This is a genomic window from Butyrivibrio sp. XPD2006 (genome assembly GCF_000420865.1).
Classification (GTDB): Bacteria; Bacillota; Clostridia; order Lachnospirales; family Lachnospiraceae; genus Butyrivibrio.
This window is the reverse complement of sequence record NZ_ATVT01000014.1, coordinates 37,256-60,556: the sequence shown is the minus strand read 5'-3', so window position 1 is coordinate 60,556 and position 23,301 is coordinate 37,256. Positions and strand designations below refer to the sequence as shown.

Sequence of the window (23,301 nt, the reverse complement as noted above, 5' to 3'; positions counted from 1 at the left end):
TTAAGAATGGAGAGATACTAAAATGGGAAAAGAAACAGGATTTCTTGAATATAACAGGACAAATAACAGGGATGTTCCGCCAAAAGACAGAATAGAGAATTTTGAGGAGTTCCACATTCCGCTGGATTCGGAAGAGAGACGCAAGCAGGCATCAAGATGTATGAACTGCGGAGTTCCATTTTGCCAGTCTGCCATGAATCTTGGTGGCATGGTGACGGGATGTCCTCTTCACAACCTGATCCCCGAATGGAATGATGAGATTTACAGAGGACATGACAAGCATGCTTTTGCAAGACTTCATAAGACCAGCAATTTTCCGGAATTTACCGGAAGGGTATGCCCGGCTCTTTGCGAAAAGGCCTGCATGTGTGGGCAGAACGGAGATTCTGTAACTGTTCATGACAATGAACTCTATCTGATTGAGAATGCCTTTGAAAAGGGATACATAACACCGGTTATTCCTCAGATCAGAAGCGGTAAGAAGGTTGCTGTTGTGGGCAGCGGACCTTCGGGACTTGCTGTTGCCGATGAGCTCAATCACAGAGGCCACAGCGTAGAAGTATTTGAGAGGGAAGACGAGATCGGCGGACTTTTAATGTATGGTATTCCTAACATGAAGCTTGATAAGAGTGTAGTCCTCAGAAGGAAAACTCTTATGGAGCAGGAAGGTGTAGTATTCCATACCGGTGTGAATATCGGTGAGGACATGCACTCGAAAGAGATTTTGGACGAATTTGATGCAGTGGTACTGTGCTGCGGAGCAAAGAAAGCGAGACCCCTTGCAGTCGCCGATCCGCAGAAGATAAAAGGTGTTTACAACGCCGTTGATTTCCTTACAATGAATACAAAGGCTCTTTTGAAGGCAGATGACAGATCCGTGGCAGCTCTTAAAACGCAAAAAGGATATATTGATGCAGAGGGCAGGAATGTTATTATTGTAGGTGGGGGCGATACCGGCAATGACTGCATAGGTACGGTCATAAGGCATGGTGCAAAGAGCGTTACAGCGATTGAGATGATGCCTAAGCCGCCTGTAGAGCGACTTGACAGCAATCCTTGGCCGGAGTGGCCCAAGGTCCTTAAGACAGATTACGGCCATGAAGAAGCAATTTACCTCTACGGTGAGGATCCAAGAGTATTTGAGACGACAATAAAGGGCGTTAAGACGGATAAAAGAGGCCATATCAAGCAGGTAGAGACCGTAAAGGTTAAGTTCAAAGACGGCAAACTGTGTGAGGTGAAGGGCACGGAAAAGACTCTTAAATGCGACCTTCTTCTTATTGCTGCGGGATTTATCGGCTGTGAGAACTATGTGGCAGACGATTTCGGACTGGAACTGAGCCAGCGAGGCACGGTAGTTACCGGAAAAGAGAGTTATCGTATCGGAGAGAGCAAGGTCTTTTCCGCAGGAGATATGCACAGAGGCCAGTCATTGGTGGTATGGGCTATTTCCGAGGGCAGAGAGTGTGCAAAAGAGATAGATCAGTATCTCATGGGATATACAAATCTTTGATTGGAGAGAAATATTAATGGTTAAAGCAAATGAAAATTACTTAAAGTTGCCCGGAAATTACCTTTTTTCCACCATCGGCAAGAAGGTAAGAGAGTACCAGGAGAAGAACCCGGAGGCTAAGATCATCAGACTTGGAATCGGAGATGTTACTCAGCCCATAGCACCTGCAATAATAGATGCACTTCACAGCGCAGTAGATGAGATGGGAAGCGCAGAGACTTTTAAGGGATACGCTCCAGACCTTGGTTACAGCTTTCTTCGTGAAAAAATTTCCGAGGTGGATTTTAAGCAGAGAGGATGCGATATATCACCGGATGAGATATTCGTATCAGACGGAGCAAAATGTGATTGTTCCAATATTCAGGAGATTTTCAGCCTTGATAATAAGGTTGCCGTCTGTGACCCGGTTTATCCGGTCTATGTGGATTCCAATGTCATGGCGGGCAGAACCGGAATTTACGATGAGATTGCACAGAGCTACAAGGATGTTGTCTACATGCCATGCACGGCTGAGAATGATTTTGTCCCGGAATTCCCAAAAGAAACACCGGATCTTATTTACCTGTGTTTCCCAAATAACCCAACGGGAGCAGTGATCAAGAAGGAGCAGCTTCAGGCCTGGGTTGACTATGCAAACAAGAATAAGGCTGTTATTCTCTATGATGCAGCTTATGAGGCATATATTTCCGAAGAAGACGTTCCCCACAGTATCTATGAGTGTGAGGGGGCTAAAACCTGTGCTATAGAGTTCAGGTCTTTTTCCAAGACAGCAGGATTCACAGGCCTTCGTCTTGGATTTACAGTTATTCCGAAAGAGCTTGAAGCAGGCGGTGTAAATTTATGGAGCCTCTGGGCCAGAAGGCACGGAACTAAGTACAACGGAGCGCCGTATATTGTACAGAAGGCCGGAGAGGCTGTATATTCAGAAGAAGGAAGAAAACAGATCAAAGCTCAGATTGCATATTATATGGAAAATGCAAGATACATATACGATGGCCTCAAAGGGGCCGGATATGAAGTGTCAGGTGGCGTAAACGCACCATATATCTGGCTTCACACGCCTGACGGAATGACCAGCTGGGAATTTTTTGACCATCTCCTTACCAAAGCAAATGTAGTCGGAACTCCCGGATCGGGCTTTGGCCCTCACGGTGAGCATTATTTCAGGCTCACAGCTTTTGGCAACAGAGAAAATACATTAGAGGCAATAGAGAGAATAAAGAAGCTTTAAGGAGGATTCATGCAGTACACAGTTGAAGCGGTTCTTAAGTACGTTGAGGAGGAAGATGCCAAGTTTATCAGACTTGCATTTTGCGATGCTTTTGGTGTGCAAAAAAACATCTCGGTTATGCCGGGAGAGCTCAAAAAGGCGTTTGAGGACGGTGCTCCCATAAGTGCAAAGGAAATTGCGGGATTCAGGGGAAGCCCATATGCCAAGCTTTACTTAAAGCCTGATCCTTCAACGCTGGCAGTACTTCCCTGGAGACCTGACAGCGGAAGAGTACTCCGTATGTTTTGCGATGTATATAGCGCCGACGGACAGGAAATACTCTCTTCAACTAGGAATGTGCTGAAAAAGGCTGTAGAAGAGGCAAAAAAAGAAGGAATTGAATTCAAGTTCGGCTCCGAGACGGAGTTTTATCTCTTTAACAAGGATGAAGCCGGAAATCCAACCAAGATTCCTTATGATACTGCGGGTTATATGGATATTGCACCTGCTGACAGATGCGAGAATATAAGGCGTGAGATTTGCCTGACAATAGAGAAAATGGGACTGACACCAGAGAGAAGCCATCATGAGCATGGCCCGGGACAGAATGAGATTGACTTCCACTACGGAAAACCTTTAAAGGCTGCGGATCAGATGACCACCTTCAAGATGGTTGTAAGTACAATAGCCGACAGATACGGTCTGGTTTCGGATTTTTCACCTGTTCCGCTTCCGGGCAAACCCGGAAACGGCTATCACATCAATATCTACGCCGTTGACAAGGACGGCAATGATGTGGCGGGCTACGCAGCGGCAGGAATCATGGAGAAGATAAGGGAGATCACTCTTTTCATGAATCCCAGTACAGAGTCCTATGCAAGACTTGGTACTAACATGGCACCGGATAAAGTTAACTGGTCAGATGCCGGAGAATCCGAGCTTATGTTTGTTGAAACCTACAAGGGCAGGACACACGTTGAACTCCGCTCACCCGATGCTCTGAGCAACCCGTATCTTGTGTATGCGCTGCTCATCAGGGCAGGACTGCACGGTATCCAAAATCGAATGGTACTTTCGGAAAAGACAAATCAGGATGGCATTCTTTTACCGAAGTCCAAGAAGGAAGCAGAAGAGCTTGCCCGTGAGAGCAGCTTTGTAAAAGAGTTTGTACCTGAGGATCTCATAGGAGCATATATGGGCCACTGATTGGAGGATTGCTATGCCAAGAAAGGATGACTTTCAGCACTCCATGTTAGTGGTGTCAGGGTCTGAGCAATTCGATCCGGTGGTGAAGAGGTCGCTCCCCGAAGGAGATTTTATGACAATCGACTTTCTCAGGAGCGCAAGCTCGGCCAGGCGCAATATCCTGGAGAGGTACTATGACATTGTGATCATAAATACGCCTCTTCCGGATGACAGCGGAATCGATCTTGCTATGGACATTGCGGAGGACACAAATATCAGCGTCCTCATAGTCACTACACCCGACATATATGGAGATGTGCTTGACAGGGTTACAGACAGTGGAATCATGGCTATTCAGAAGCCTTTTCCGAGAGGTCTTTTGAATAAATCCATCAGGTTCCTTATATCTGTACAGAATAAATTACAGAAGCTTTCAAAAGAGATTTCCTCGACAAAAGAGAAGCTTGAGGAAGTCAGAATAGTGAGCCGGGCGAAGGTTCTTTTGATTGAAAAGAAAAATATGACAGAGGATGAAGCCCACAGATTCATAGGGAATGAAGCTATGAATGAGGGGATATCCAGGCGCAGAGCAGCAGAGAGAATAATGGACGACCTTGAATGATAATGTTCAGGGGCGTCCATTTCTTAATTTACTATAAACTGCCTGTACGGGCGTGAAATTATGATAGAATTTTTATGAAACAAAAATTCATTCGGGGGAAAAGCCTTGATAATCGCAGAAAACAGTGCAAATGCCATAAAATTGCGGCAATGTAAAACAGAGCTCGCAACAGCAGGGGCCGGCTATATCATTTTCGGAATATGGTCAGTCCTAAAGGTTATTATGGTCGCTTTTTTGAGGGACCATGCGCTGAAGGAGCTGCTGGAGGATCAGACAATAGCCCCTGAGGAGATTCCTGCCGTGATGGCATTTCTGATTGTGATAATAGCATGCGCCACGTTTGTTGTGCTCGGCATGCATTTTTACGTTGGAATCGGAGCGATAAAGGCAAGCCGTGGCGGTCAAAAGAAAGGATACCTGATCTGGGCAAGAATATTTTTCGTGTGTAATATTATCGGTTTGTTGAGTTATGCCGGTAACATCGGGGATCTGTCAAATATAGAAATCCAGGATACAACGATAGCATCATTTCTGGTTGATCTGACAGTGACAATGCTCCTTTGGGGCATGATTCGGTCGAACAGGCTTATAAAAGAGCTGTCAAAGGAGAACGGGCAGGTTATTTAAAGCCCTTTATACCTGATTGAAAGATAAATTGACAGCATAAATAATCCCAAGGTCTCTGTGATGTGATAGATAAGAGACGTCCAAACAATACCAACTTCTCTTCCCAACAGATTTACGGTCTGCATCTGGAGAGCCCCAAATGATACAAGAAACAGAAGAAGAACAGCCAGTGATCCCAGCTTGATATACCTGTCATTTAAAAAGATGCCGGTCATAACAACACCTAAAAGTATGGCAGAGAGTATCTCAAGATACTTAAAGCCGTGGGTCATGTTGTAGAGCATGATAAAGGTTCCGTCGGTCATGGCTTCTCCGTTGGAGAGGGCATCCATAAGTATTCCGATAAATCTTCTGTACATTATGGATGTAAATAAATATGTGAGCTCGGCGGCAACGAAGATCACAGCCCAGAGCTGAAGCAGTCTGTTTACTGATGACACGGAAAGCGAAGCGATATTATCGCCAAAGTATTCCTTCTGAAGATCGCCCATACTTTTGCGATCCTCCGGGGGAATAACGCTTACATAGTGATTGAGCCTTTTCCAGGTAACAAAGAAAATAACGGCTGTTATTGCAATTTGTATAATAGATATGATCAGCTGAGAATGCCACAGCATGATGTCGAGCATATCAGGGCTGGAAGAATTGTTTTTTTCCAAAAGGAAGCGCACAACACCTTCAATTACGGCTGCGACCAGCTTGACAACGGCCACAGACATTATTGCTTTTGAGAGAACGTGTTTCTTAATACTTATATACATATCAGACTCCGAAAGATCTTTTTCCAAATAATATTATCACATTTTGTGTGATATTTCTGTGATAAAAACTTTAGTAGAATGAAGTGAAACGTGAAGATATGTGCCGAAAAGAGAGGTGGAAGTTATGAGGAAAAGAGAAATTGCTCTAAGGATTTGTTCGATACTCCTTGTAATCTGCTTTGCACTTACCAGTGCGACAGCAGTTCAGATCATCAAGGTCTACGCTGAGGATTATCAGGAGAATGATATGGATAATCCTGAACCTGAGACGGATCCCGAGCCCGAACACGGAACAGGGTTTGTGCCGGATCCTGAACCGGAGCCTGAACCTGAACCGGAGCCGATACCTGAACCTGAACCCGAACCGGAGCCTCAGCCACAACCGGCACCTGAGCCAGATCCTTTTGATTACGAGTTGGCCTGCTACACACCAACAATAAACTTTGGGAAAGTAAACGCCGGTGACGTAGTTTATGCGAGGCAGTTTGCAATTGTAAATATAGGAACTACGACATTCCCGCTGACATGGGAAGAAGTTGATCCCTACACTGCTTTTAACGTTGGATCAATCTCTCCGGATGACGTTATGGAGCCTCAGGAGTCGATTCTGTTTTCTGTTTCACCGAATGAAGGACTTGCCCCCGGAACATATCAGGCAAGATATACATTCTTTTCAGCTAATGATTATAGAAGACATCATACAGCAACTGTTGATGTAACAATCACTGTAGTGGACAGTACACCATATATTACGAGTGTCGACGTTGTTCCTGCATCAGCAACAGTTCCGATCGGAAGAAGTTTTGACTTTGATGCCAACGTAAAGGGCGGAAACAATTATGATCCGTCCGTAACCTGGTCACTGGCAGGAAATCAGAGTACAGGAACAACTGTTAATGCAGATGGAACAGTGACGATCAGTCCAAACGAGACCGCTTCTTCATTCACGGTAGTTGCTACTTCAAGGCAGGACCCATCCAAGTCGGACAGAGGTGTTGTAACCGTAGCGGTTATCGACCATGTTATCAGTATCAAGGCTGACCCTGTTGAAGGCGGAGCTATCGCCGGAGGCGGAGCGGTAAGAGACGGCGGAAGCTGCACCATTTCAGCATCACCTAACAATAATTATGTATTTAAGGGATGGTACGAAGGTGGAAATCTGATTTCAAGCACAGGACAGACAAACATTAGCAACGTTACTTCCGATCATACATTTGTTGCAAAGTTTGAAAGACAGTCATGCTACGTAAGGACAAGTGTAAATAACGGCGACGGCGGATCTGTAACCGGAAGCCAGAGCGTACCATACGGCGGAAAGATGACTATTACGGCTAAGGCGAATGATGGTTACAGCTTTGCAGGTTTTGTTGAGGACAACAAGACTATAAGTACAGCTTCTTCTATAGAACTTAACAACATCATAACCGACAGAAACATAACAGCTGTTTTCAATAGAGACAGATGCACGGTGAACGTGTCCGTATATCCTCAGGATACCGGTAAATACGAAGGTGCCGGTACATATAATAAAGGCGATAAGGTAGTGCTTCGTACAAAAGCGTATGACGGATACGAATTTACAGGATGGACCATAAACAGCCAGACAGTTTCAAGAGACGATAAATATACGATTGAGCATATTAAGAGCGATGTTAATGTTGTTGCAAACTTCATGAAGATAAACACAACAACATACAGAGTAACAGCAGGCATTACCAATGCCGGAGGTACAATTTCTCCGAGCGGTGATTTCAATATACCGGAAGGAAGCAGCGTAACCTACAACATTATGGCCCAGGCAGGCTACAGAATTACAGCTGTGACGGTAGATGGCAAGAATATCGGAGCGGTATCCAGTTACACCTTCAACAATATAAGAGGTGCTCACAGCATTACAGCAAGCTTTGAGAAGATTCCGGAAGCTCCAAAGAAGTCAGGTACTTCAGGATCAACAACCAAGAAGAACGCTGATAATCAGCCGGATGTAAAAGGAGCACAGAAAAAGACCGAGTTCAACGAAAAAACTGCTGCAGAGGGTGCAGTTACCGAGCAGAAGGTGGTCGATGAAAAGGTACCTGAGCAGGTAGAAACTCTGGATGATGAGCAGTATGCAGAGGATGTATATACTGAGGCCGCAGAACCCGTGACTTCGGAAGATGTACCTGAAGCCATGACCGGAAGCGTAATGGCTAAACACAATATTGATGAGGCTACACTAAGAATTCTTATCGATGACGATGCTGTTCTTCCGATGCTCAGGGAAGCATTTGAGGATGGAACTCTTCAGATCACGGTTAATAATACATATGCTGCAGATCAGCAGGAGACAGCCGTACAGCTCTACTACAGTCAGCCTACACTTCTTAATTTCGAAGATGTTATAGCTGAAACACTTACACCGGAAGAAAAATACCAGGTTCTTACAGGAACTCCGGTTTCCTTCAACATCGATATTACAGAGAATACTGAGACCGTTGATGCCGGAACCAAGGAACTGATGCAGAAAAAGATCGGCTATAAGCCTGTAAGCTACTTTGATTTTCTTATCATGAAGACCAGTAACGGAACAACATCGGTTATCAATAATACTTCCGCAGAGCTCGAAGTAGTGGTACATATTCCCGAGCAGTTCAAAAAGGAAGGAAGAAAATTCTTTGTAATAAGAAACCACAACGGTGTTGTTGATATTCTTGAGGACATAGGAAATGACCCTAATACAGTTACATTCAAGACAGACAGATTCTCAGAATATGCAATTGCCTATGAAGCAATAAACGTAAACAGACTTGTACTAAGAGTAGTGGTTATTGCATTCCTTTCATTTATCCTGGCAGTAATATGCTTTGTGAATCTTGTGAAATATAAGAGAAGAGCCGGAAGAAGATGATTTAATGTGGAAGAATTGCAAAAAGAGATGTAAAATTTATAGTAAGAAAGTATTTGCATAACGAGGAGGGGGATATGCGTTTCGTTCAATCAGAGCACATAAAGATTGCCAATCTCGAATCTAAGATGGACGTAGCTCAGGAAGTAGTTGAGAATTACATCTTTGACACAGGGATCAAAGGCAAAGATGCCTTAAGATTAAGACTTCTCTCAGAAGAAGTTCTTCGTCTGGCAAAATCTATAATCGGATATGGAATAATGAATTTCTGGCTTGAAGGTAATTCCAGAGTTACCAAGATATACCTGACAGCCGAGAATCACATGGATAAGACAAGAGAGGACGAGCTAATCTCTGTATCCACAACCGGAGAAAACAGCGTTGAGCAGGGATTCTTTGGCAAGCTGAGATCATTGTTTGTGATGAATGTTCCGGATACAAGCAAGTGGTCCCTTAAGGATTATCAGGAAGAGTTAAGACGCAGGAAGGAAGAGGATAAGTATTCTCAGGAAGCGTGGGATGATCTGGAGAGATCGCTGGTAGCCAATCTGGCCGATGATATTGAAGTCGGCGTAGGCAAGGACGATGTTCAGATGGTGGTTACCAAGGACTTCTCAGAAGCGCTCGGAGCCATCGGCTCAAGAGTGCCTATCGCCAAGAGTGACTTCACATTTGTTGACAGCTCCAAGGTTGATGAAGGCAAGATTTATGCAAGAGCAGACGAGCTTATTGAAGAGCTTGAAGTATCCCCCAAAGATGCAGTTCACTTAAAGCTTTTGTTTGAGGAGACTGTGGGAATGCTCAAGGCTATGACCGCTGAATTCCGTGCAGAGATGTGGTTTGAGAAATACAAAAATGTATGCTGCCTCAAGCTCACAGCCAAAACTCTGATGGATGCATCCAAGAAGAAAGATCTTCTGACGGTATCTTCAGATAAAGGAAACAGTGCTGTTAAGGGCTTCATGAGCAAAGTCAGCGATGTTGTTGAAAACGGACTTCTCAATTACTCTGAGGTTATGAAGCTTCAGCAGCAATACGGAACCGGATATGTAAGCTTTGGTTCTATGGGAATTTACGGTATAATGGAAGGTAGTTCGGATCCCGGAATCATGTGGTCACTGAGCGACTACAGAGAATCACTTGGAAACGAGCAGGAAACAGATCCCAGTGCAAAAGAGGCATGGGATGAACTTGAAAAGTCTATCGTTGCCAGCCTGGCTAAGGATGTTCTTGTTGGGGTAAAGGGTGATAGAATAGATATTACAATGGTATATGGGCTCAATTCATGAGCGTAAAGAGAGAGGAGAAATCGCACAATGACAATTAACAAAGTAGCAAATGGAAAAGATCTTATTATTTCATTAGCAGGAAGACTCGACACTACAACAGCGCCCCAGCTTGATGACGAGCTTAAGGGCAGCCTTGCCGGGGTTGAGAAGCTTGAGTTTGATTTTTCAAAACTTGAGTATATTTCTTCTGCAGGACTCAGAGTGCTGCTTTCAGCTCAGAAGGTCATGAATAAGCAGGGAAGCATGGTAATAAAGAATGTCAGCGAGGAGATTAACGAGATTTTTGAAGTAACAGGTTTCGTAGATATTCTCACAATCGAATAAATTGTTGCATATGGTACAGGCAAAAGGCATTATTATGCCTTTTGCTTATTTCTTATAGGAATAAGAATATGAAAGAAATTGTATTGGATGCAAAAGTTGAAAACCTGCCACAGCTTCTTTCTATCATTGATGAAGAACTCGAAAAGGCGGAATGTTCCATGAAAGGACAGATGCAGATCGATGTTGCCGTCGAGGAAATCTTCGTTAATGTGGCAAGCTATGCCTATGAGGATAAGAGCGGAAGCTGTACGATTGAGGTGGATACTGACCCGGCCAACAGCTATGTGACAATTACTTTTATCGATGAGGGTATACCCTACAATCCTTTGGCAAAAGAGGATCCGGATGTAACCTTGTCCGCAGAAGAAAGAGAAATCGGCGGTCTTGGTATTTTTATCGTGAAAAAAAGTATGGATAAGACAAGCTATGAACGCAAAGATGGTAAGAACATCTTCAGCATGGGTTATTCGTGGGCTTAAAAGGGGGATATAAATGGCATCAATTGCAAAAGATATTGATCCCAGGCAGTTTTATGATGCAATCGTGCACTTCGATGAGAGCGAAGAGGCTCAGGACTTCTACTATCAGGTCATGGATATGCTGACCGGCAGAAAGAATAAGAGCGGAAGCGATGAGACCGTAAGGGACAGAATACTGAAGGCTTATGGCGTTCTTTTCTGTGAAGAAGCAGGACTTGAACCCGGCGATAAAGCAGGAGTGGATGAAGTTGCAGATACCGCTGACAGGCTCTATATAGGAGGCACCGGTTATGATCCGGAGCATTGGTATCGCATGAAGTACCATTTTCCTGTTATCGATGACGATAATTATGACAGATTCGCAGCACTGGTGCTGGCTGACATGAACTGTGGCCCGCTTCATGATGCTGCTCTTAATGATGGTGATACTCTTGTGGTTGGAGAAGCCGATCCACTGCATATGACAGCGGAGCAGAGACAAAACCAGAAGGTTAAATCCGTCACTCTACCAACAACAGGAGGTGAACAGTGACAATACTGGCTGTAGACGACGACAACGCCTCCTTAAAGAAAATAAAAGGCATTCTGAAAAAAACATTGCCTGATGCTACATGTTATTTCTATGAGGAATCTCTTTCCGCACTGGCGAAAGCCCGAGAGGAAGAAATAGATGTGGCTTTTCTTGATGTGGAAATGCCCGAGCTATCGGGTATTGACCTGGGAAGGTATTTAAAAGAACTGAATCCATATGTAAACCTGATCTACCTTACTGAAGATACCGATTATGCTTATGAAGCAATGAGGCTTCATGCCAGTGGATATTTGAAAAAACCCGGCAGTGACAAGGAAGTACAGAGCGAGCTTGAGTCCCTCAGATATCCTGAGATGCGCAAGAAATTTAAGAGAGTATTTGCTCAGACTTTCGGAAATTTTGAGCTTTTTGTTGACGGACAGCCGGTGGAATTCAAGTACAAGAGGACAAAAGAAATCGTTGCGCTTCTTGTCAATAACAGAGGAGCCCAGACTACAAACGGTGAGATCATCGCTTCTTTGTGGGAAGACGACGGCGATCCCGAAAAGAAACTTTCATATCTGTGCAACTTGAGACAGGACCTTCAGAATACATTTAATAAATTGAAATTGGAAGGAATTCTTCTTAAGCAGCGTGGAAGTATGGCCATCGCCAAAGACAGGATAGAATGTGATCTTTATGATTGGCTTGATAATGGCAATGACTCCAAATACAAGTACATGGGTGATTATATGAACCAGTACAGCTGGTCAGAGTTCTACCATGCCGAGCTTGATGAGATAAGCTACGACCTTGAAGAGGACGCAATGAAATAAATATCTGGAGAACCAGATGCAAAAAAACAAAAGGCCGCTTAGAAAAAGTATTTTCATAGGATGCTCAGTATTCATAGTTCTGCTGTGTTTTATTCTTAGCATTTTGACCTATAGGACTTACACAGCTTCTCTTTACAGCGCATATCAGGAACGCATGAAGGACATCATAGCGTATGTGGAAAGTCACATAGACAACGATGATCTTGCTGAATGTGTTGCGACCGGCGTTGAGTCTGACAGATACTATGAATTAAGAGACTTTATGGATGGGATAATGGAAGATTTTGACATTCATTATCTCTATATTTTGATGCCTGTTACGGATGAAAACGGGCAGCCGGTCATGATGAATATACTGTCGGCAGATACAGCTATCGGAAGGGAAACTGAGCCGGATGGTCTTGAGCTAAACACCCTTATGCCGGATGACTATGAACAAAAAGACATTTTGCTTTATAAAAAAGCTATGGCAGTCGGTCATGATATCACATACTTTAAGAATGTCAGTATCTGGGGTTACGATTACACCGGATTAAAGAATTTGTACGACAAAGACGGAAACTGTTATGGCGCGCTTTGTGTTGATGTAAATGTATATGAGATGGAGCGTGAAATAAGGGTCCATACAATAACAAATGTTATACTAATTATTGTACTTGGATTATTATTTATAAGCCTGTTCCTTATATGGATGAACAGAAATATCACAATACCTATAAGTAAACTTGAAAAAAGTGTAGTTTCATTTGCTGAGAGATCACATAATCAGAAAGACCCGGGACAGCTTAATTACGAGGATCCGCATATCCATACCCACAATGAAGTTGAGGCGCTTTCTGACGCTATTGCACAGATGTCTACTGATATGAGGGATTATGTTAGGAGCATTCTGGACGCAGAGGAGACAGTAAAGGACATGGCGAGCAAGGTGAGTCACATGGATATGGTGGCATATCAGGATTCGCTGACCCATGTTAAGAACAAAGCGTGGTATGACAAGATAAAAGAAAGAGTGGATTCAGACATAGCTTCAGGCAAAGCTGTATTTGCCATACTGATGAGCGACCTTAATAACCTGAAAAAGGTAAATGATACCTATGGACACGAGCACGGCAATGAATATATTACCGGAGCGTGTCATGAGATTTGTGTGGTATTCCAGCACTCACCGGTGTTCAGGATTGGGGGAGACGAATTCGTTGTTCTTCTGGAGAATTCGGATTTTGAGCACAGGGAAGAACTTTTGGCAGAACTGAAGGCCAAATTTAGTGAGACATATAATGATATGTCAAAAGAACCCTGGGAGAGATATTCAGCAGCAATGGGAATGGCTGTTTATCGGCCCGGAGAAGATATTTCAATGGATGATGTGTTCAAACGTGCAGATTCGCTTATGTACAAGGATAAACTCGAGTCAAAAATGGGAAGATGACAGCGTATTCAAGGAGGAGAAGATATGGAAGGCTTGTTAAGTATAGCCGTTTATGTAGTGATCATCGCAGTTGTGATCATCAGCAGAAAGAATAAGATTAAAAAGATCAACATAAATAATCCCGGTGCGATGCCTCATCAGCACAAGCCGGCCAATGTGTACGAGACATATAACAAAAAGTCTCCCAGAAATGATTCGGGAACTATGCCTCACAAGCATGAGAAGAATCATTATACTTCAATGGCAGATGCATCCAAGCTTCCAAAGGGATATATTCTTCTTAACGGAGAACCTGTGAGAGTGGCTGATTTGGAGGGAAAATAAAGTGAGAGTTTGTCTTTTGAATGACTCCTTTCCGCCTGTGATAGACGGCGTTGCAAATGTTGTTATGAATTACGCGAGGATAATGACTGAAAATCTCGGAGATAAGGTCATTGTCGGAACTCCGCGCTATCCTGATGTTGATTACAGTGGCTACCCGTATGACGTGGTAGCCTATTCTAGTGTGGATACCACCGATCTGGTAAAGGGCTATAGGACCGGAAATCCGCTTTCCATAAGCGGTACCGGGCAGCTTTCAGATTTTAAGCCGGAGATAATTCACACTCATTGTCCGGCCTCATCTACAATTATGGCCAGGATCCTTCAAAAGGAGCTCGATGTACCGATTGTCTTTACGTACCACACCAAATTTGATGTGGATATCGCAAGGGCAGTGGGCGAGGGCTTCCTCAAAAAAGAGACCATAAAAGCCATGGTTGCCAACATCTCTGCCTGCGATGAAGTCTGGGTTGTATCCAGAGGTGCAGGTGAGAATCTAAGGTCCCTGGGTTATGAGGGCGAATACCGCGTTGTTTCCAACGGGGTAGATTTCCAAAAAGGTAAGACTTCGGATGCTCTGGTAAAAGAGACTACTGCCGGCTATGATCTCCCGGAAGGGATACCGGTATTTCTTTTTGTGGGCAGGATCATGAAATATAAGGGAATCCCCATAATCATTGACGCTCTGAAAGAACTCTCCGACAAGGGAATAAAATATCGCATGGTATTTGTGGGCGGCGGAGCCGATGCGGATGAGATGCAGGAAAAAGTAAGAGAATACGGTATTTCCGACAGCGTGATCTTCACAGGACCTATACATGACAGGGACAAGCTTCGCGCTTGGAACACAAGAGCAGATCTGTTCCTTTTCCCCTCCGTCTATGATACAAACGGTATTGTTGTCAGGGAGGCTGCGGCCTGTGGCCTTGCAAGTGTTCTGATCAAGGATTCCTGCGCTGCCGAAGGAATTACCCATGACAGAAACGGTTTCATCATTGAAGAGAATCCGCATTCTATGGCTGCATTGTTGGAAGAGGCTTCAAAAGACTTATTGCACCTTGCCCAGGTGGGGCAGAATGCCATGGATGAAATCTATATTTCATGGGATGAGAGCGTAAGAGAAGCCAGAAACAGATATGATGAGATACTGCAGATGTATAAAGACGGAACGCTTCCCAGAAAGAAGTGGTCCGGTACGGAGCTGCTTCTTGATTCTGCATCCAAGATAATAAGCGGTACGGGAGAGATCTTTAACACCTCAAGGAGTATTCAGGAGGGCATGAGAGAGAACTTCGAGGAGTTCAGAGGTGAGATGAGAGAAGTCAGGGACGGACTTCATGATGTAAAGAGTGAGATCAGGGACGAGTTGCATGGAATAAGGGAGAAAATCGATGAGTTCATCGTCAGAGGTCAGGAATAGAGACTGGTACAAGCGTATGAGCTTTTACCAGATATGGATAAGAAGTTTTGCTGATGGAAACGGAGACGGAATCGGAGACCTGTATGGGGTTTATGATAAGCTCGACTATATTAAGAGCCTTGGTGTGGACGGGATCTGGTTTTCGCCCATATACCCTTCTCCAAATGCAGACTTTGGTTATGATATTTCCGATTATAAGAACATCCACCCCGAATACGGAGATCTGGACCAGTTCAAAAAAGTTTTAAACAGGGCTCACGAACTTGGGATGAAGGTCATAATGGACCTGGTTGTAAATCATACCTCCGATGAACATCCCTGGTTTATAGAGAGCCGTAAGGGAAAAGATAATCCCTACAGCGATTATTACATCTGGCGAGATAAGCCAAACAACTGGGACAGCCTGTTTGAGGGCGAAGCCTGGGAGTACGACAAGATAAGAGGTCAGTATTATCTCCATATTTTTGCCAAGAAACAGCCGGATCTTAATATGGATAACCCCAAGGTGAGGGAAGAAGTTAAATCTATAATGAGGTTCTGGCTTGATATGGGAGTTGATGGTTTCAGAGAGGATGTCATCAACTTTATCTCAAAGAGGGAAGGCCTTCCGAATGGTCTGCCTTTCTTGCCTGCAGCTAAGGGAATGTCGCATTATAAAGATGGTCCGCATATCCATGAGTATCTTGCGGAGTTTCGCAAGGTGTGCGACGAGTACGACTGCTTCCAGCTGGGAGAAGGTCCTATGACGACTGTTAAATCTGCATTAAATTATTTGACGGGACCCACTAAATCTCTGGATATGATGTTTTCTTTTGACCATATGATGGCGGACTGTTTCTTTACAGAGTACATGCACAGACCGTTTTCACTTGTTAAGCTCAAGAAAGCTTTCACCAAATGGCAAAAAGCTCTGGACGGGAAAGGGTGGAATGCGCTTTACATTGAGAATCATGACCATCCGAGGATCATCAGTCGTTACGGAAGCGAGCATCATTGGCGTGAGAGCGGAACCATGCTGGCAGTAAGTTATCTGTTCCAGCAGGGAACACCTTTTATCTATCAGGGGCAGGAGATTGGAATGATGAACATCAGACTGACCTCTATAGATCAGTATGTGGATGTTTCCAGCAAGACCAATTACAACACGTATCACTTAAAAGAGAGCGTAGAAAAGCGGCTTCAGAGAATCCATGTCTCCAGCAGGGATTCCTCCAGAACACCCATGCAGTGGGATGACAGTCCTCACGCAGGCTTCTCTACAGCTGAACCTTGGTTCTTTGTTAATTCAAACTATAAGAAAGTAAATGTGGCGGCAGAAGAAAAGGACGATGACAGCATCCTGAATTTCTACAGACGCTGTATCGCCCTCAGAAAGAGTTCCGATACGCTGATATACGGTAAGTACAATGAGTTCTTCCCGAAGCATAAGGAGCTTTATATCTATGAAAGAGTTTTAAATAACGAGAGATACCTTATTGTGTGCTCGTTTTCAAGGCTTCCGCATAGAATGAGAACTCCTGATCCCTACAAGGGTAAAACCGGAGAGTTGGTTCTTTGTAACTACTCGGATAAACCCCTTAAGGATGACTGGCTAAAACCCTACGAAGCCAGGGTTTACAGGTATTAACCTCCTAGTTGCTCCAAAAAGGTTTCAATCACACTGATGTTAAACTGGGTCAGGATAACTGTTGCGATCCAGTAGATCATATAAAGTATCATTCCGGGATTGAGGACGGCAGTTTTAAATCTTTTGCCCTTCTCAATCTCTTCTTCGTGGTGTTCAAATACGAATTTCTTACGCAATACAATGGCAAGGATAAATCCTACAAAAACGGCAACGATGACAAACAAACCGACCATAGCAAGACCTGCCAGAGCCGTCATGTTTTCCTGGACAAATTTTGTATAGCTTTCGGTATCGCCATTTAAAAGATATCCCTGCATCTCGGCGATGTTGACTCCGCTGAGCATAAATTTGGTCAAATAGGTGCTGAATCCATTGATGAACATGTGGATCGCTATGGTATAACCGATCTTGCCTGTCCTGATGTAGATAAAGGCCAGAAAACATCCGATTGCAAATGCGTATGTGCACTGAGCGAGATTACCGTGATAAAGACCGAACATCACGCCGGACATGAGCATTGCAGTAACTTCACCGTAATTTACAACTCTGTCGATAAGGAATTTTCTGAACAAAAGCTCCTCCCAGACAGGTGCCAGGACTGCGACAATCACAATCATTACTATAGGTGACATGCCATCAACCACATCCATAAGGGGATTGACTGCGCCGTTTCCCGTGGCATTGCCGATCAGGGAATTAAGCATCATGCCTACCACATTTGCGACTATCATTAAGAAATAAGTTATAAAAAGACATGCAATAAATCCGCTGATTCCTAGCTTGTTTTTCTTTATCTCAAATTTGGGGAGCTTTCGGATGAAAAAATACATCAGCGGATAGATGATTACAAATCTGATGCCGAAATAGATTAGCATCTGTATCTGATCGCTCATTGAACCATCTGAGATCACAATGTTTCTGATAATTAAAAATAAGGCTATAACCGCTACATATATCCAGTACATGGCCGTATATGTAAAGCCAAATCTTGAATATGCCTTTTTGGCTGCTACTTCATTCATACTTTAACCTCCTTTTTTCCCGTATTATGCTATTATAAAGTATATGTGTATGAAAGGGGAAGAACAGAATGTACTTTCTGATAAAAAACATCCTTGAAGAATGCAGTGCTGAACAGTGTCACGATGCTGCATCACCATATGTGGCCGTGCTTACACCGGAACAGTGGGGCAGTGAGAATGAAGACTTCGATATGGGGATAGACTTCGATCTCAACAACGATGAGGTTCTTACTACCAAAGCTGAGGTCAACTATGATTCACTGACAGGAACCTTTGTGATTCCCACCCAGTCTTCGGGTGCAGCTGAACTGCAGCGTTTTTCTTATGTTCTCGATGAAACAGGAATAGTCTTCATAGATCAGGGAGATACCGTGATCAATATTATAAGGAAGATCCAGAGACTCAAGAAGTGGAAAAAGCCCTGTCTGGAGCGGTTTTTATATGACTTTCTGGAACTTATAATCCATAACGATCTTCAGATCATGCAGAGATATGAGTTGGAGCTGGATAAGATAGAGAAGCAGATCATGAATGATGCCGAGGAAGCGCAGATACAGCGCAACAACGAACTTCGAGGCGACATAAGAGATCTTCGTATCCACTATGAGCAGCTCCTGGATCTTGCGCAGGAGTTTGAAGAGAATGAGAACGGCTTCTTTAAAGAGGAGAATCTGAGATATTTCAGCATGTTTTCCGGACGTGTAGACAGGCTCTACAATACAGCCACTCACCTTCGTGACTATACCATCCAGCTCAATGACCTGTATCAGTCACAGCTTGATGTACGACAGAACCGTATCATGACAGTGCTTACAGTGGTTACCACCATCTTTATGCCGCTTACGCTTATCGTTGGCTGGTATGGAATGAACTTTAAGTACATGCCCGAGCTGGAATCAAGAGTGGGGTATCCTATAGTTATAGGACTCAGTGTTCTGATCGTCGTGGGAAATCTGGCTTTCTTTAAGTTCAAAAAGATACTCTGATAAAGGAGAAACAAGATGGCTTTATATGCCATGGGGGATCTGCATCTTTCCTTCCAGTCCGACAAAAACATGGATATCTTTGGCAAGGTCTGGAGAAATCACGACAAGCAGATCGACAAAAACTGCAACAAGTTCATAACCGATGACGATACCCTGGTGCTGGTGGGAGACCATAGCTGGGGCAGGAAGCTTGAGGACTGTCAGCTGGATCTTCAGTTTATTGAGGATCTGCCGGGCAAAAAGGTCCTTATCAGAGGGAACCATGATACCTTCTGGCAAGCCAAAAAAACAAATCGCCTCAATGAGAAGTACAAGGGTCGTCTTTTCTTTTTACAGAATAATTACTACCCGTATGGAGACTATGCCCTGGTTGGAACCAAAGGATACTGCTACGAGGGGTTCGATACCCGTGAACATGCAGCCATGCTGGTAGAGCGTGAGGCAAAGCGGTTAAAAGAGTCCTTTGAAGCAGCAAGGGCTGACGGATACGAGAAATTTGTGATGTTTCTTCACTATCCGCCTACCGGGATCGGAGAAAAGACAAGCCGGTTCACCTTTATGGCTAAGGCCTACGGTGTAGAGCAGGTGATATATGCCCACTGTCACGGAGAAGAAAGGTTCCATGACAGCTTGCTTGGCAAAGTTGACGGAGTCAGGTACAGTCTGGTTTCCGGAGATTATTTGAAATTTAAGCCCATGAAGGTCATGGACTGATCATATTGAATATAAAAGGACGTGAATAGAAATGACAATCGAAGCTTATATCAATCCGGATTTTACGTGGCCTAAAAAACTGATCTTTTTCCTGGTGGCTCTGATAGCCATTGTGATCGGTAATCTTTTGATCCTTGCCTGGAACAGGATAGCTGAACCGGGAAAGGGAAGAAGTGCAGAAAGACGCCGTAAGGACAACTATTACAGAATGTCCGAATACTTCTACGAGCTGATAATTTCTGCCACCTCTGTAATGTCTTTTGCCTGTGCATATGTAGTACTGAACCATGTGTACAACCTGTATCACGGGTCATATCATGCGGGACTTTTAGGAACTTTTCTATATGCCTGGGAGAACTGGAAGGATTTCGTACTTCTTCTGATGATCTGCCTCTCCTGTGTGCTCAATACGCTTCTTGATAAATTCTTAATACCCATAAAAGGGCTTTCCAGAGACCAGATCGCATCTGTAAGGATGCTTGGCATGTTCTATGCAATTGTTGTGCTGCTTTATCTCAATGTTATCGGAGATGAGAGTGAGTACAGCCCGGTAATGATGTATTATCTGGGCCTTATGGTTGGACGTTTCGTGTACTTTGACGCATCCTTTATGGACTTTCTGGCATGCATGAAAAGAACTATTGTCAGAACCCCGCTTCTGGTGCTGGGCCTGGCGATTTCAGGAGGCATGAGCTTCTTTGGATTTACTGCCGGATATCTTTTAGAGCGCAATTATTATATAGTAGGAGTATTCTATACACACATATTCCTTCTGGCTGCAGTTTTTGTACTGCACCACGGGCGCCAGATATATCACCTTATAATGAAAAAGAAGTCAGGTAACGGTGACAGACACCGTGGTCGTGACGAATATGATGAGTCTGATGAATATGCAGATTTTGACTGACGAGGTTTGCCAATGATACAGGATATAAATCCATTACAGCTGAATAATCATTATGATCCGAATATTAAGGCAGATGATGATAGCCCGGTTGTGGTTTATTCGGAAAAGAGCTTTTTGCTTGCGGTTAACGAAGAGACCGGGGAAATAGCATATCCTCATCTTTCTGAGCTTGAGGGAGCTGCTGAATCAGATCTGGTGTATATATTCGGGATAGGAGATGAGATGTTCTTTCTGTTTTTGGGAAATGCTGCAGGACTTTCATATGACAGATCCCGCTTTTCATTTACAGATTTTTCCAAGGTCAGGAGCAAGTTCTTTTTACCTAAACACTATGTGTATGCAGCCTTTACGGCGCTTCACCTTGCAGAGTGGTACGATGTGACAAGATTCTGCGGGAAATGCGGCAGTGAGAACGTCAATGACAAGGCAGAGAGAGCCAGAGTGTGCCCCAAGTGTGGCAATAAGATTTATCCGAGAATAAATCCCGCAGTTATTATCGGGGTTACGGACAAAGAGAGCAACAGGCTGGTGCTTACCAAATACAGGACAGGATTTGGACACAATGCGCTGGTGGCGGGCTTTACAGAGATTGGAGAGACACTCGAGGAGACTGTAAAGCGCGAAGTCATGGAAGAAGTGGGGCTTAAGGTCACCAATATCAGGTATTACAAGTCTCAGCCCTGGGGTATGGCGAGTGATGTACTTGCAGGATTTTTCTGTGACGTGACCGGCGATACTGAGATTAAGATGGATGATCAGGAGCTTAAATACGCTGAGTGGAACCTGCCTGAGGAGATAGTTCTTCAGCCAATGGACTACAGCCTTACCAATGAGATGATGAAGCTTTTTAAGGAGCATGGGTACGGAGGAACTGTCTAAAATAACGAAAGAGGAATAATTTGGATTTTTGGCAGGAGACCTTTGGGTCTCCTGTTTATTTTGCCCTCAAAAGACGATATACTATATATGTAGTACATGAAATTTCGAAAAACCGTCTGTATTCAAAAATGAGAAACCTTCAATCTGACCTTACAAATACCTTTAAGAAAAGCGGAATAGAAGATGTTCTGCTCAAGCAGCGAGGAATGCTTGGAGTAGATGTGAATAAGGTTAAGTGTGATCTATATGATTTTAAAAACGGTGGGGAAGTAGAAAAGCGCGCGTTCCATGGAGAGTACATGTCTCAGTACAGCTGGGGTGAAGACAGGATCTCCATATTGGAGGAAGAGAAGTGCCGGAATTAAAGTATCTGTATACCTGCCTGGAATTATGGGGTAGCTTTTTTGCATATGCTGTTGCAATCTACCTCTATCTCAGCAAATCTGTAATACGAAAACAGTATCGCACCCTGGGAGCTTTAGAGCTGATTGTGGGGGTGATGCTCTTCTTTGATGCGGCTGCCTGGTTCTTCAGAGGCGTTCCCGGATATTTTTCTTATTCGATTCTGGTTTTTTCCAACTATATTGCAATTTTATGTAATGCATTTTTGCCGGTGGCAGTTATAGCCTACACTATGTACTCTATAGAAGAAGAGTACAGAAATAACCGGATTTTGATGATAATAGGCGGAATTGGTGCATACAACTGCCTGTTTTACATGATAACGCAGTCCAGGAACTTCATTTTCAGCATTGACCCGGATACAAATCTTTACCGGCGAGGCGTGGGATTTGGCTGGTGGTCTGCTCTCATATTGATCGAGGTTGCAGGGAATATTATCTATCTCATTGTTAAGAGGAGATATTTGGAGAGAAGGCGCTTTCTGGCCATCATGAGCTTCATACTTCTGCCACTGCTTGCAACTATCCTGCAGATTTTTATATATGGATTCTCCCTCTCAAATATAGCGATCATCATAGCATCCGCCATACTCTTTGGGCAGGCGGTTACTTATAATACTCAGAAACTGGTGGAACAGAGAATAATGATCGAAAACCAGGACAGGATATTGGAGGACATGCAGACTCAGATCGCTATTTCTCAGATAAAACCGCATTTTTTGTATAATGCACTGAATTCTATCTATGTCCTGTGTGACAAGGACGTATCACAGGCCAAAAAGCTCATCAGTAATCTGTCAGAGTATTTGCGGACGGATATCGGGTCCATTGACTCGGGTAAACCAATTCCTTTTACAAAAGAACTTGATCATACCAATGTATACCTCGAAATTGAGAAAGCGCGTTTTGGTGACAGGTTTGTCGTAGAGTATGACATAGAAGTCGCCAACTTTGAAATCCCTCCGCTTACAGTTCAGCCTCTGGTTGAAAATGCCATAAAACACGGTGTTTGCAAAAAGACTCCAGATGACCCCGGTGTCATCACAATAAGGACAGAGGATGGCTATGGATTTGTCAAATTGATCATTGCTGACAATGGTGTTGGGTTTAATGTTAACGAATACAATGCCCGGAGTGAACATGATAACGATATGATTGGAATCAAAAATGTAAGAAGCAGGCTTAGAATCATGAAGAATTCTGAAATGAATGTTATTTCAGAGCCGGGGAAAGGGACAACAGTAGAGATTATTATTCCTAAAAAGAAAAATAACGCTGGCGCACTTTGGAGGAAAGCTGGAATACGACAGCAAAAAAAGGAGAGGGAACAACAGCTGTAATTACTATCCCG

23 protein-coding genes are annotated in these 23,301 nt (G+C 43.8%); 21 read left to right on the top strand and 2 right to left on the bottom strand.

Annotation, left to right across the window (positions count from 1 at the left end; all coding sequences use genetic code 11):
• Positions 1 to 22 precede the first annotated feature (22 nt).
• The 5 genes from G590_RS0114520 (at position 23) to G590_RS0114500 (ending at position 5,157) form a co-directional block, all read left to right on the top strand.
• Entirely contained in the window at positions 23 to 1,513 is a 1,491-nt protein-coding gene (locus tag G590_RS0114520) for a glutamate synthase subunit beta (protein WP_022766383.1), read from the top strand.
• Positions 1,514 to 1,529: 16 nt separating this feature from the next.
• Positions 1,530 to 2,744 (top strand): LL-diaminopimelate aminotransferase, encoded by a 1,215-nt coding sequence (locus G590_RS0114515; RefSeq protein ID WP_022766382.1) that lies wholly within the window; start codon positions 1,530 to 1,532, stop codon positions 2,742 to 2,744.
• Between the two features lie 9 nt (positions 2,745 to 2,753).
• The gene (locus G590_RS0114510) at positions 2,754 to 3,929 is read left to right on the top strand and encodes a glutamine synthetase family protein (RefSeq protein ID WP_022766381.1); all 1,176 of its coding nucleotides are present in this window, start codon (positions 2,754 to 2,756) and stop codon (positions 3,927 to 3,929) included.
• Positions 3,930 to 3,942: 13 nt separating this feature from the next.
• Positions 3,943 to 4,530 (top strand): ANTAR domain-containing response regulator, encoded by a 588-nt coding sequence (locus tag G590_RS0114505; RefSeq protein WP_022766380.1) that lies wholly within the window; start codon positions 3,943 to 3,945, stop codon positions 4,528 to 4,530.
• Between the two features lie 105 nt (positions 4,531 to 4,635).
• Complete coding sequence (locus G590_RS0114500) at positions 4,636 to 5,157, top strand: hypothetical protein (protein ID WP_022766379.1); 522 nt, start codon at positions 4,636 to 4,638, stop codon at positions 5,155 to 5,157.
• On the opposite strand, the gene G590_RS0114495 is transcribed toward G590_RS0114500, so the two are convergent.
• Positions 5,154 to 5,918 carry a hypothetical protein gene (locus tag G590_RS0114495; RefSeq protein WP_022766378.1) on the bottom strand — a complete coding sequence of 255 codons (765 nt, stop codon included), beginning with the start codon at positions 5,916 to 5,918 and terminating at the stop codon, positions 5,154 to 5,156. The two genes, G590_RS0114500 and G590_RS0114495, sit on opposite strands and share 4 nt — an antisense overlap.
• Positions 5,919 to 6,042: 124 nt before the next feature.
• Between G590_RS0114495 and G590_RS21405 the strand changes: the two genes are divergently transcribed.
• The 10 genes from G590_RS21405 to G590_RS0114445 all read left to right on the top strand — a co-directional run bounded on the left by G590_RS21405 (position 6,043) and on the right by G590_RS0114445 (position 17,041).
• Positions 6,043 to 8,805, top strand: coding sequence for an InlB B-repeat-containing protein (locus tag G590_RS21405; RefSeq protein ID WP_022766377.1), 2,763 nt, complete (start codon positions 6,043 to 6,045; stop codon positions 8,803 to 8,805).
• Positions 8,806 to 8,879: 74 nt separating this feature from the next.
• Positions 8,880 to 10,091, top strand: coding sequence for a hypothetical protein (locus G590_RS0114485; RefSeq protein ID WP_022766376.1), 1,212 nt, complete (start codon positions 8,880 to 8,882; stop codon positions 10,089 to 10,091).
• Between the two features lie 27 nt (positions 10,092 to 10,118).
• Positions 10,119 to 10,415 carry an STAS domain-containing protein gene (locus G590_RS0114480; RefSeq protein ID WP_022766375.1) on the top strand — a complete coding sequence of 99 codons (297 nt, stop codon included), beginning with the start codon at positions 10,119 to 10,121 and terminating at the stop codon, positions 10,413 to 10,415.
• Positions 10,416 to 10,483: 68 nt separating this feature from the next.
• Entirely contained in the window at positions 10,484 to 10,894 is a 411-nt protein-coding gene (locus G590_RS0114475; RefSeq protein WP_022766374.1) for an ATP-binding protein, read from the top strand.
• A gap of 13 nt (positions 10,895 to 10,907) precedes the next feature.
• Entirely contained in the window at positions 10,908 to 11,426 is a 519-nt protein-coding gene (locus G590_RS0114470; protein ID WP_022766373.1) for a hypothetical protein, read from the top strand.
• Positions 11,423 to 12,241 carry a response regulator transcription factor gene (locus G590_RS19765; protein WP_022766372.1) on the top strand — a complete coding sequence of 273 codons (819 nt, stop codon included), beginning with the start codon at positions 11,423 to 11,425 and terminating at the stop codon, positions 12,239 to 12,241. The genes G590_RS0114470 and G590_RS19765 overlap by 4 nt, the downstream gene beginning before the upstream one ends.
• 16 nt (positions 12,242 to 12,257) lie before the next feature.
• Positions 12,258 to 13,673: a GGDEF domain-containing protein gene (locus tag G590_RS19760; protein WP_022766371.1), complete on the top strand. Its 1,416-nt coding sequence runs from the start codon at positions 12,258 to 12,260 to the stop codon at positions 13,671 to 13,673.
• Between the two features lie 24 nt (positions 13,674 to 13,697).
• On the top strand, positions 13,698 to 13,997 hold the full coding sequence (locus G590_RS0114455; RefSeq protein ID WP_022766370.1) for a hypothetical protein: 300 nt from the start codon (positions 13,698 to 13,700) through the stop codon (positions 13,995 to 13,997).
• A 1-nt stretch (position 13,998) separates the two neighbouring features.
• Positions 13,999 to 15,414, top strand: coding sequence for a glycosyltransferase (locus G590_RS19755; RefSeq protein ID WP_022766369.1), 1,416 nt, complete (start codon positions 13,999 to 14,001; stop codon positions 15,412 to 15,414).
• Positions 15,386 to 17,041 carry an alpha-glucosidase gene (locus G590_RS0114445; RefSeq protein ID WP_022766368.1) on the top strand — a complete coding sequence of 552 codons (1,656 nt, stop codon included), beginning with the start codon at positions 15,386 to 15,388 and terminating at the stop codon, positions 17,039 to 17,041. Before G590_RS19755 ends, G590_RS0114445 begins: the two co-directional genes overlap by 29 nt.
• On the opposite strand, the gene G590_RS0114440 is transcribed toward G590_RS0114445, so the two are convergent.
• Complete coding sequence (locus G590_RS0114440) at positions 17,038 to 18,063, bottom strand: CPBP family intramembrane glutamic endopeptidase (RefSeq protein ID WP_022766367.1); 1,026 nt, start codon at positions 18,061 to 18,063, stop codon at positions 17,038 to 17,040. The genes G590_RS0114445 and G590_RS0114440 overlap by 4 nt on opposite strands.
• A 68-nt stretch (positions 18,064 to 18,131) precedes the next feature.
• Here G590_RS0114440 and G590_RS0114435 point away from each other — a divergent pair, with 68 nt between their 5' ends.
• From G590_RS0114435 to G590_RS0114410, 6 genes are all read left to right on the top strand, one after another.
• Positions 18,132 to 19,049: a magnesium transporter CorA family protein gene (locus G590_RS0114435; protein ID WP_022766366.1), complete on the top strand. Its 918-nt coding sequence runs from the start codon at positions 18,132 to 18,134 to the stop codon at positions 19,047 to 19,049.
• Between the two features lie 15 nt (positions 19,050 to 19,064).
• Complete coding sequence (locus G590_RS0114430) at positions 19,065 to 19,763, top strand: metallophosphoesterase (RefSeq protein WP_022766365.1); 699 nt, start codon at positions 19,065 to 19,067, stop codon at positions 19,761 to 19,763.
• Positions 19,764 to 19,794: 31 nt separating this feature from the next.
• The gene (locus G590_RS0114425) at positions 19,795 to 20,670 is read left to right on the top strand and encodes a hypothetical protein (protein WP_022766364.1); all 876 of its coding nucleotides are present in this window, start codon (positions 19,795 to 19,797) and stop codon (positions 20,668 to 20,670) included.
• Between the two features lie 12 nt (positions 20,671 to 20,682).
• Positions 20,683 to 21,549: an NAD(+) diphosphatase gene (nudC, locus tag G590_RS0114420; RefSeq protein WP_022766363.1), complete on the top strand. Its 867-nt coding sequence runs from the start codon at positions 20,683 to 20,685 to the stop codon at positions 21,547 to 21,549.
• A 128-nt stretch (positions 21,550 to 21,677) separates the two neighbouring features.
• Positions 21,678 to 21,914, top strand: coding sequence for a hypothetical protein (locus G590_RS0114415; protein WP_196802504.1), 237 nt, complete (start codon positions 21,678 to 21,680; stop codon positions 21,912 to 21,914).
• The gene (locus G590_RS0114410; protein ID WP_022766361.1) at positions 21,902 to 23,290 is read left to right on the top strand and encodes a sensor histidine kinase; all 1,389 of its coding nucleotides are present in this window, start codon (positions 21,902 to 21,904) and stop codon (positions 23,288 to 23,290) included. The genes G590_RS0114415 and G590_RS0114410 overlap by 13 nt, the downstream gene beginning before the upstream one ends.
• Positions 23,291 to 23,301: the final 11 nt, after the last annotated feature.

Bases quoted from the DNA above. Each gene is read 5' to 3' on its own strand.
- G590_RS0114430 (WP_022766365.1), top strand. From the start codon at position 19,065: ATGGCTTTATATGCCATGGGGGATCTGCATCTTTCCTTCCAGTCCGAC.
- G590_RS0114470 (WP_022766373.1), top strand. From the start codon at position 10,908: ATGGCATCAATTGCAAAAGATATTGATCCCAGGCAGTTTTATGATGCA.
- G590_RS0114485 (WP_022766376.1), top strand. From the start codon at position 8,880: ATGCGTTTCGTTCAATCAGAGCACATAAAGATTGCCAATCTCGAATCT.
- G590_RS0114495 (WP_022766378.1), bottom strand. From the start codon at position 5,918: ATGTATATAAGTATTAAGAAACACGTTCTCTCAAAAGCAATAATGTCT.
- G590_RS0114415 (WP_196802504.1), top strand. From the start codon at position 21,678: ATGAGAAACCTTCAATCTGACCTTACAAATACCTTTAAGAAAAGCGGA.
- G590_RS0114475 (WP_022766374.1), top strand. From the start codon at position 10,484: ATGAAAGAAATTGTATTGGATGCAAAAGTTGAAAACCTGCCACAGCTT.
- G590_RS0114435 (WP_022766366.1), top strand. From the start codon at position 18,132: ATGTACTTTCTGATAAAAAACATCCTTGAAGAATGCAGTGCTGAACAG.
- G590_RS0114510 (WP_022766381.1), top strand. From the start codon at position 2,754: ATGCAGTACACAGTTGAAGCGGTTCTTAAGTACGTTGAGGAGGAAGAT.
- G590_RS0114505 (WP_022766380.1), top strand. From the start codon at position 3,943: ATGCCAAGAAAGGATGACTTTCAGCACTCCATGTTAGTGGTGTCAGGG.
- G590_RS0114520 (WP_022766383.1), top strand. From the start codon at position 23: ATGGGAAAAGAAACAGGATTTCTTGAATATAACAGGACAAATAACAGG.
- G590_RS19760 (WP_022766371.1), top strand. From the start codon at position 12,258: ATGCAAAAAAACAAAAGGCCGCTTAGAAAAAGTATTTTCATAGGATGC.
- G590_RS0114515 (WP_022766382.1), top strand. From the start codon at position 1,530: ATGGTTAAAGCAAATGAAAATTACTTAAAGTTGCCCGGAAATTACCTT.
- G590_RS0114440 (WP_022766367.1), bottom strand. From the start codon at position 18,063: ATGAATGAAGTAGCAGCCAAAAAGGCATATTCAAGATTTGGCTTTACA.
- G590_RS0114425 (WP_022766364.1), top strand. From the start codon at position 19,795: ATGACAATCGAAGCTTATATCAATCCGGATTTTACGTGGCCTAAAAAA.
- G590_RS0114455 (WP_022766370.1), top strand. From the start codon at position 13,698: ATGGAAGGCTTGTTAAGTATAGCCGTTTATGTAGTGATCATCGCAGTT.
- G590_RS0114445 (WP_022766368.1), top strand. From the start codon at position 15,386: ATGAGTTCATCGTCAGAGGTCAGGAATAGAGACTGGTACAAGCGTATG.
- G590_RS0114480 (WP_022766375.1), top strand. From the start codon at position 10,119: ATGACAATTAACAAAGTAGCAAATGGAAAAGATCTTATTATTTCATTA.
- nudC (WP_022766363.1), top strand. From the start codon at position 20,683: ATGATACAGGATATAAATCCATTACAGCTGAATAATCATTATGATCCG.
- G590_RS21405 (WP_022766377.1), top strand. From the start codon at position 6,043: ATGAGGAAAAGAGAAATTGCTCTAAGGATTTGTTCGATACTCCTTGTA.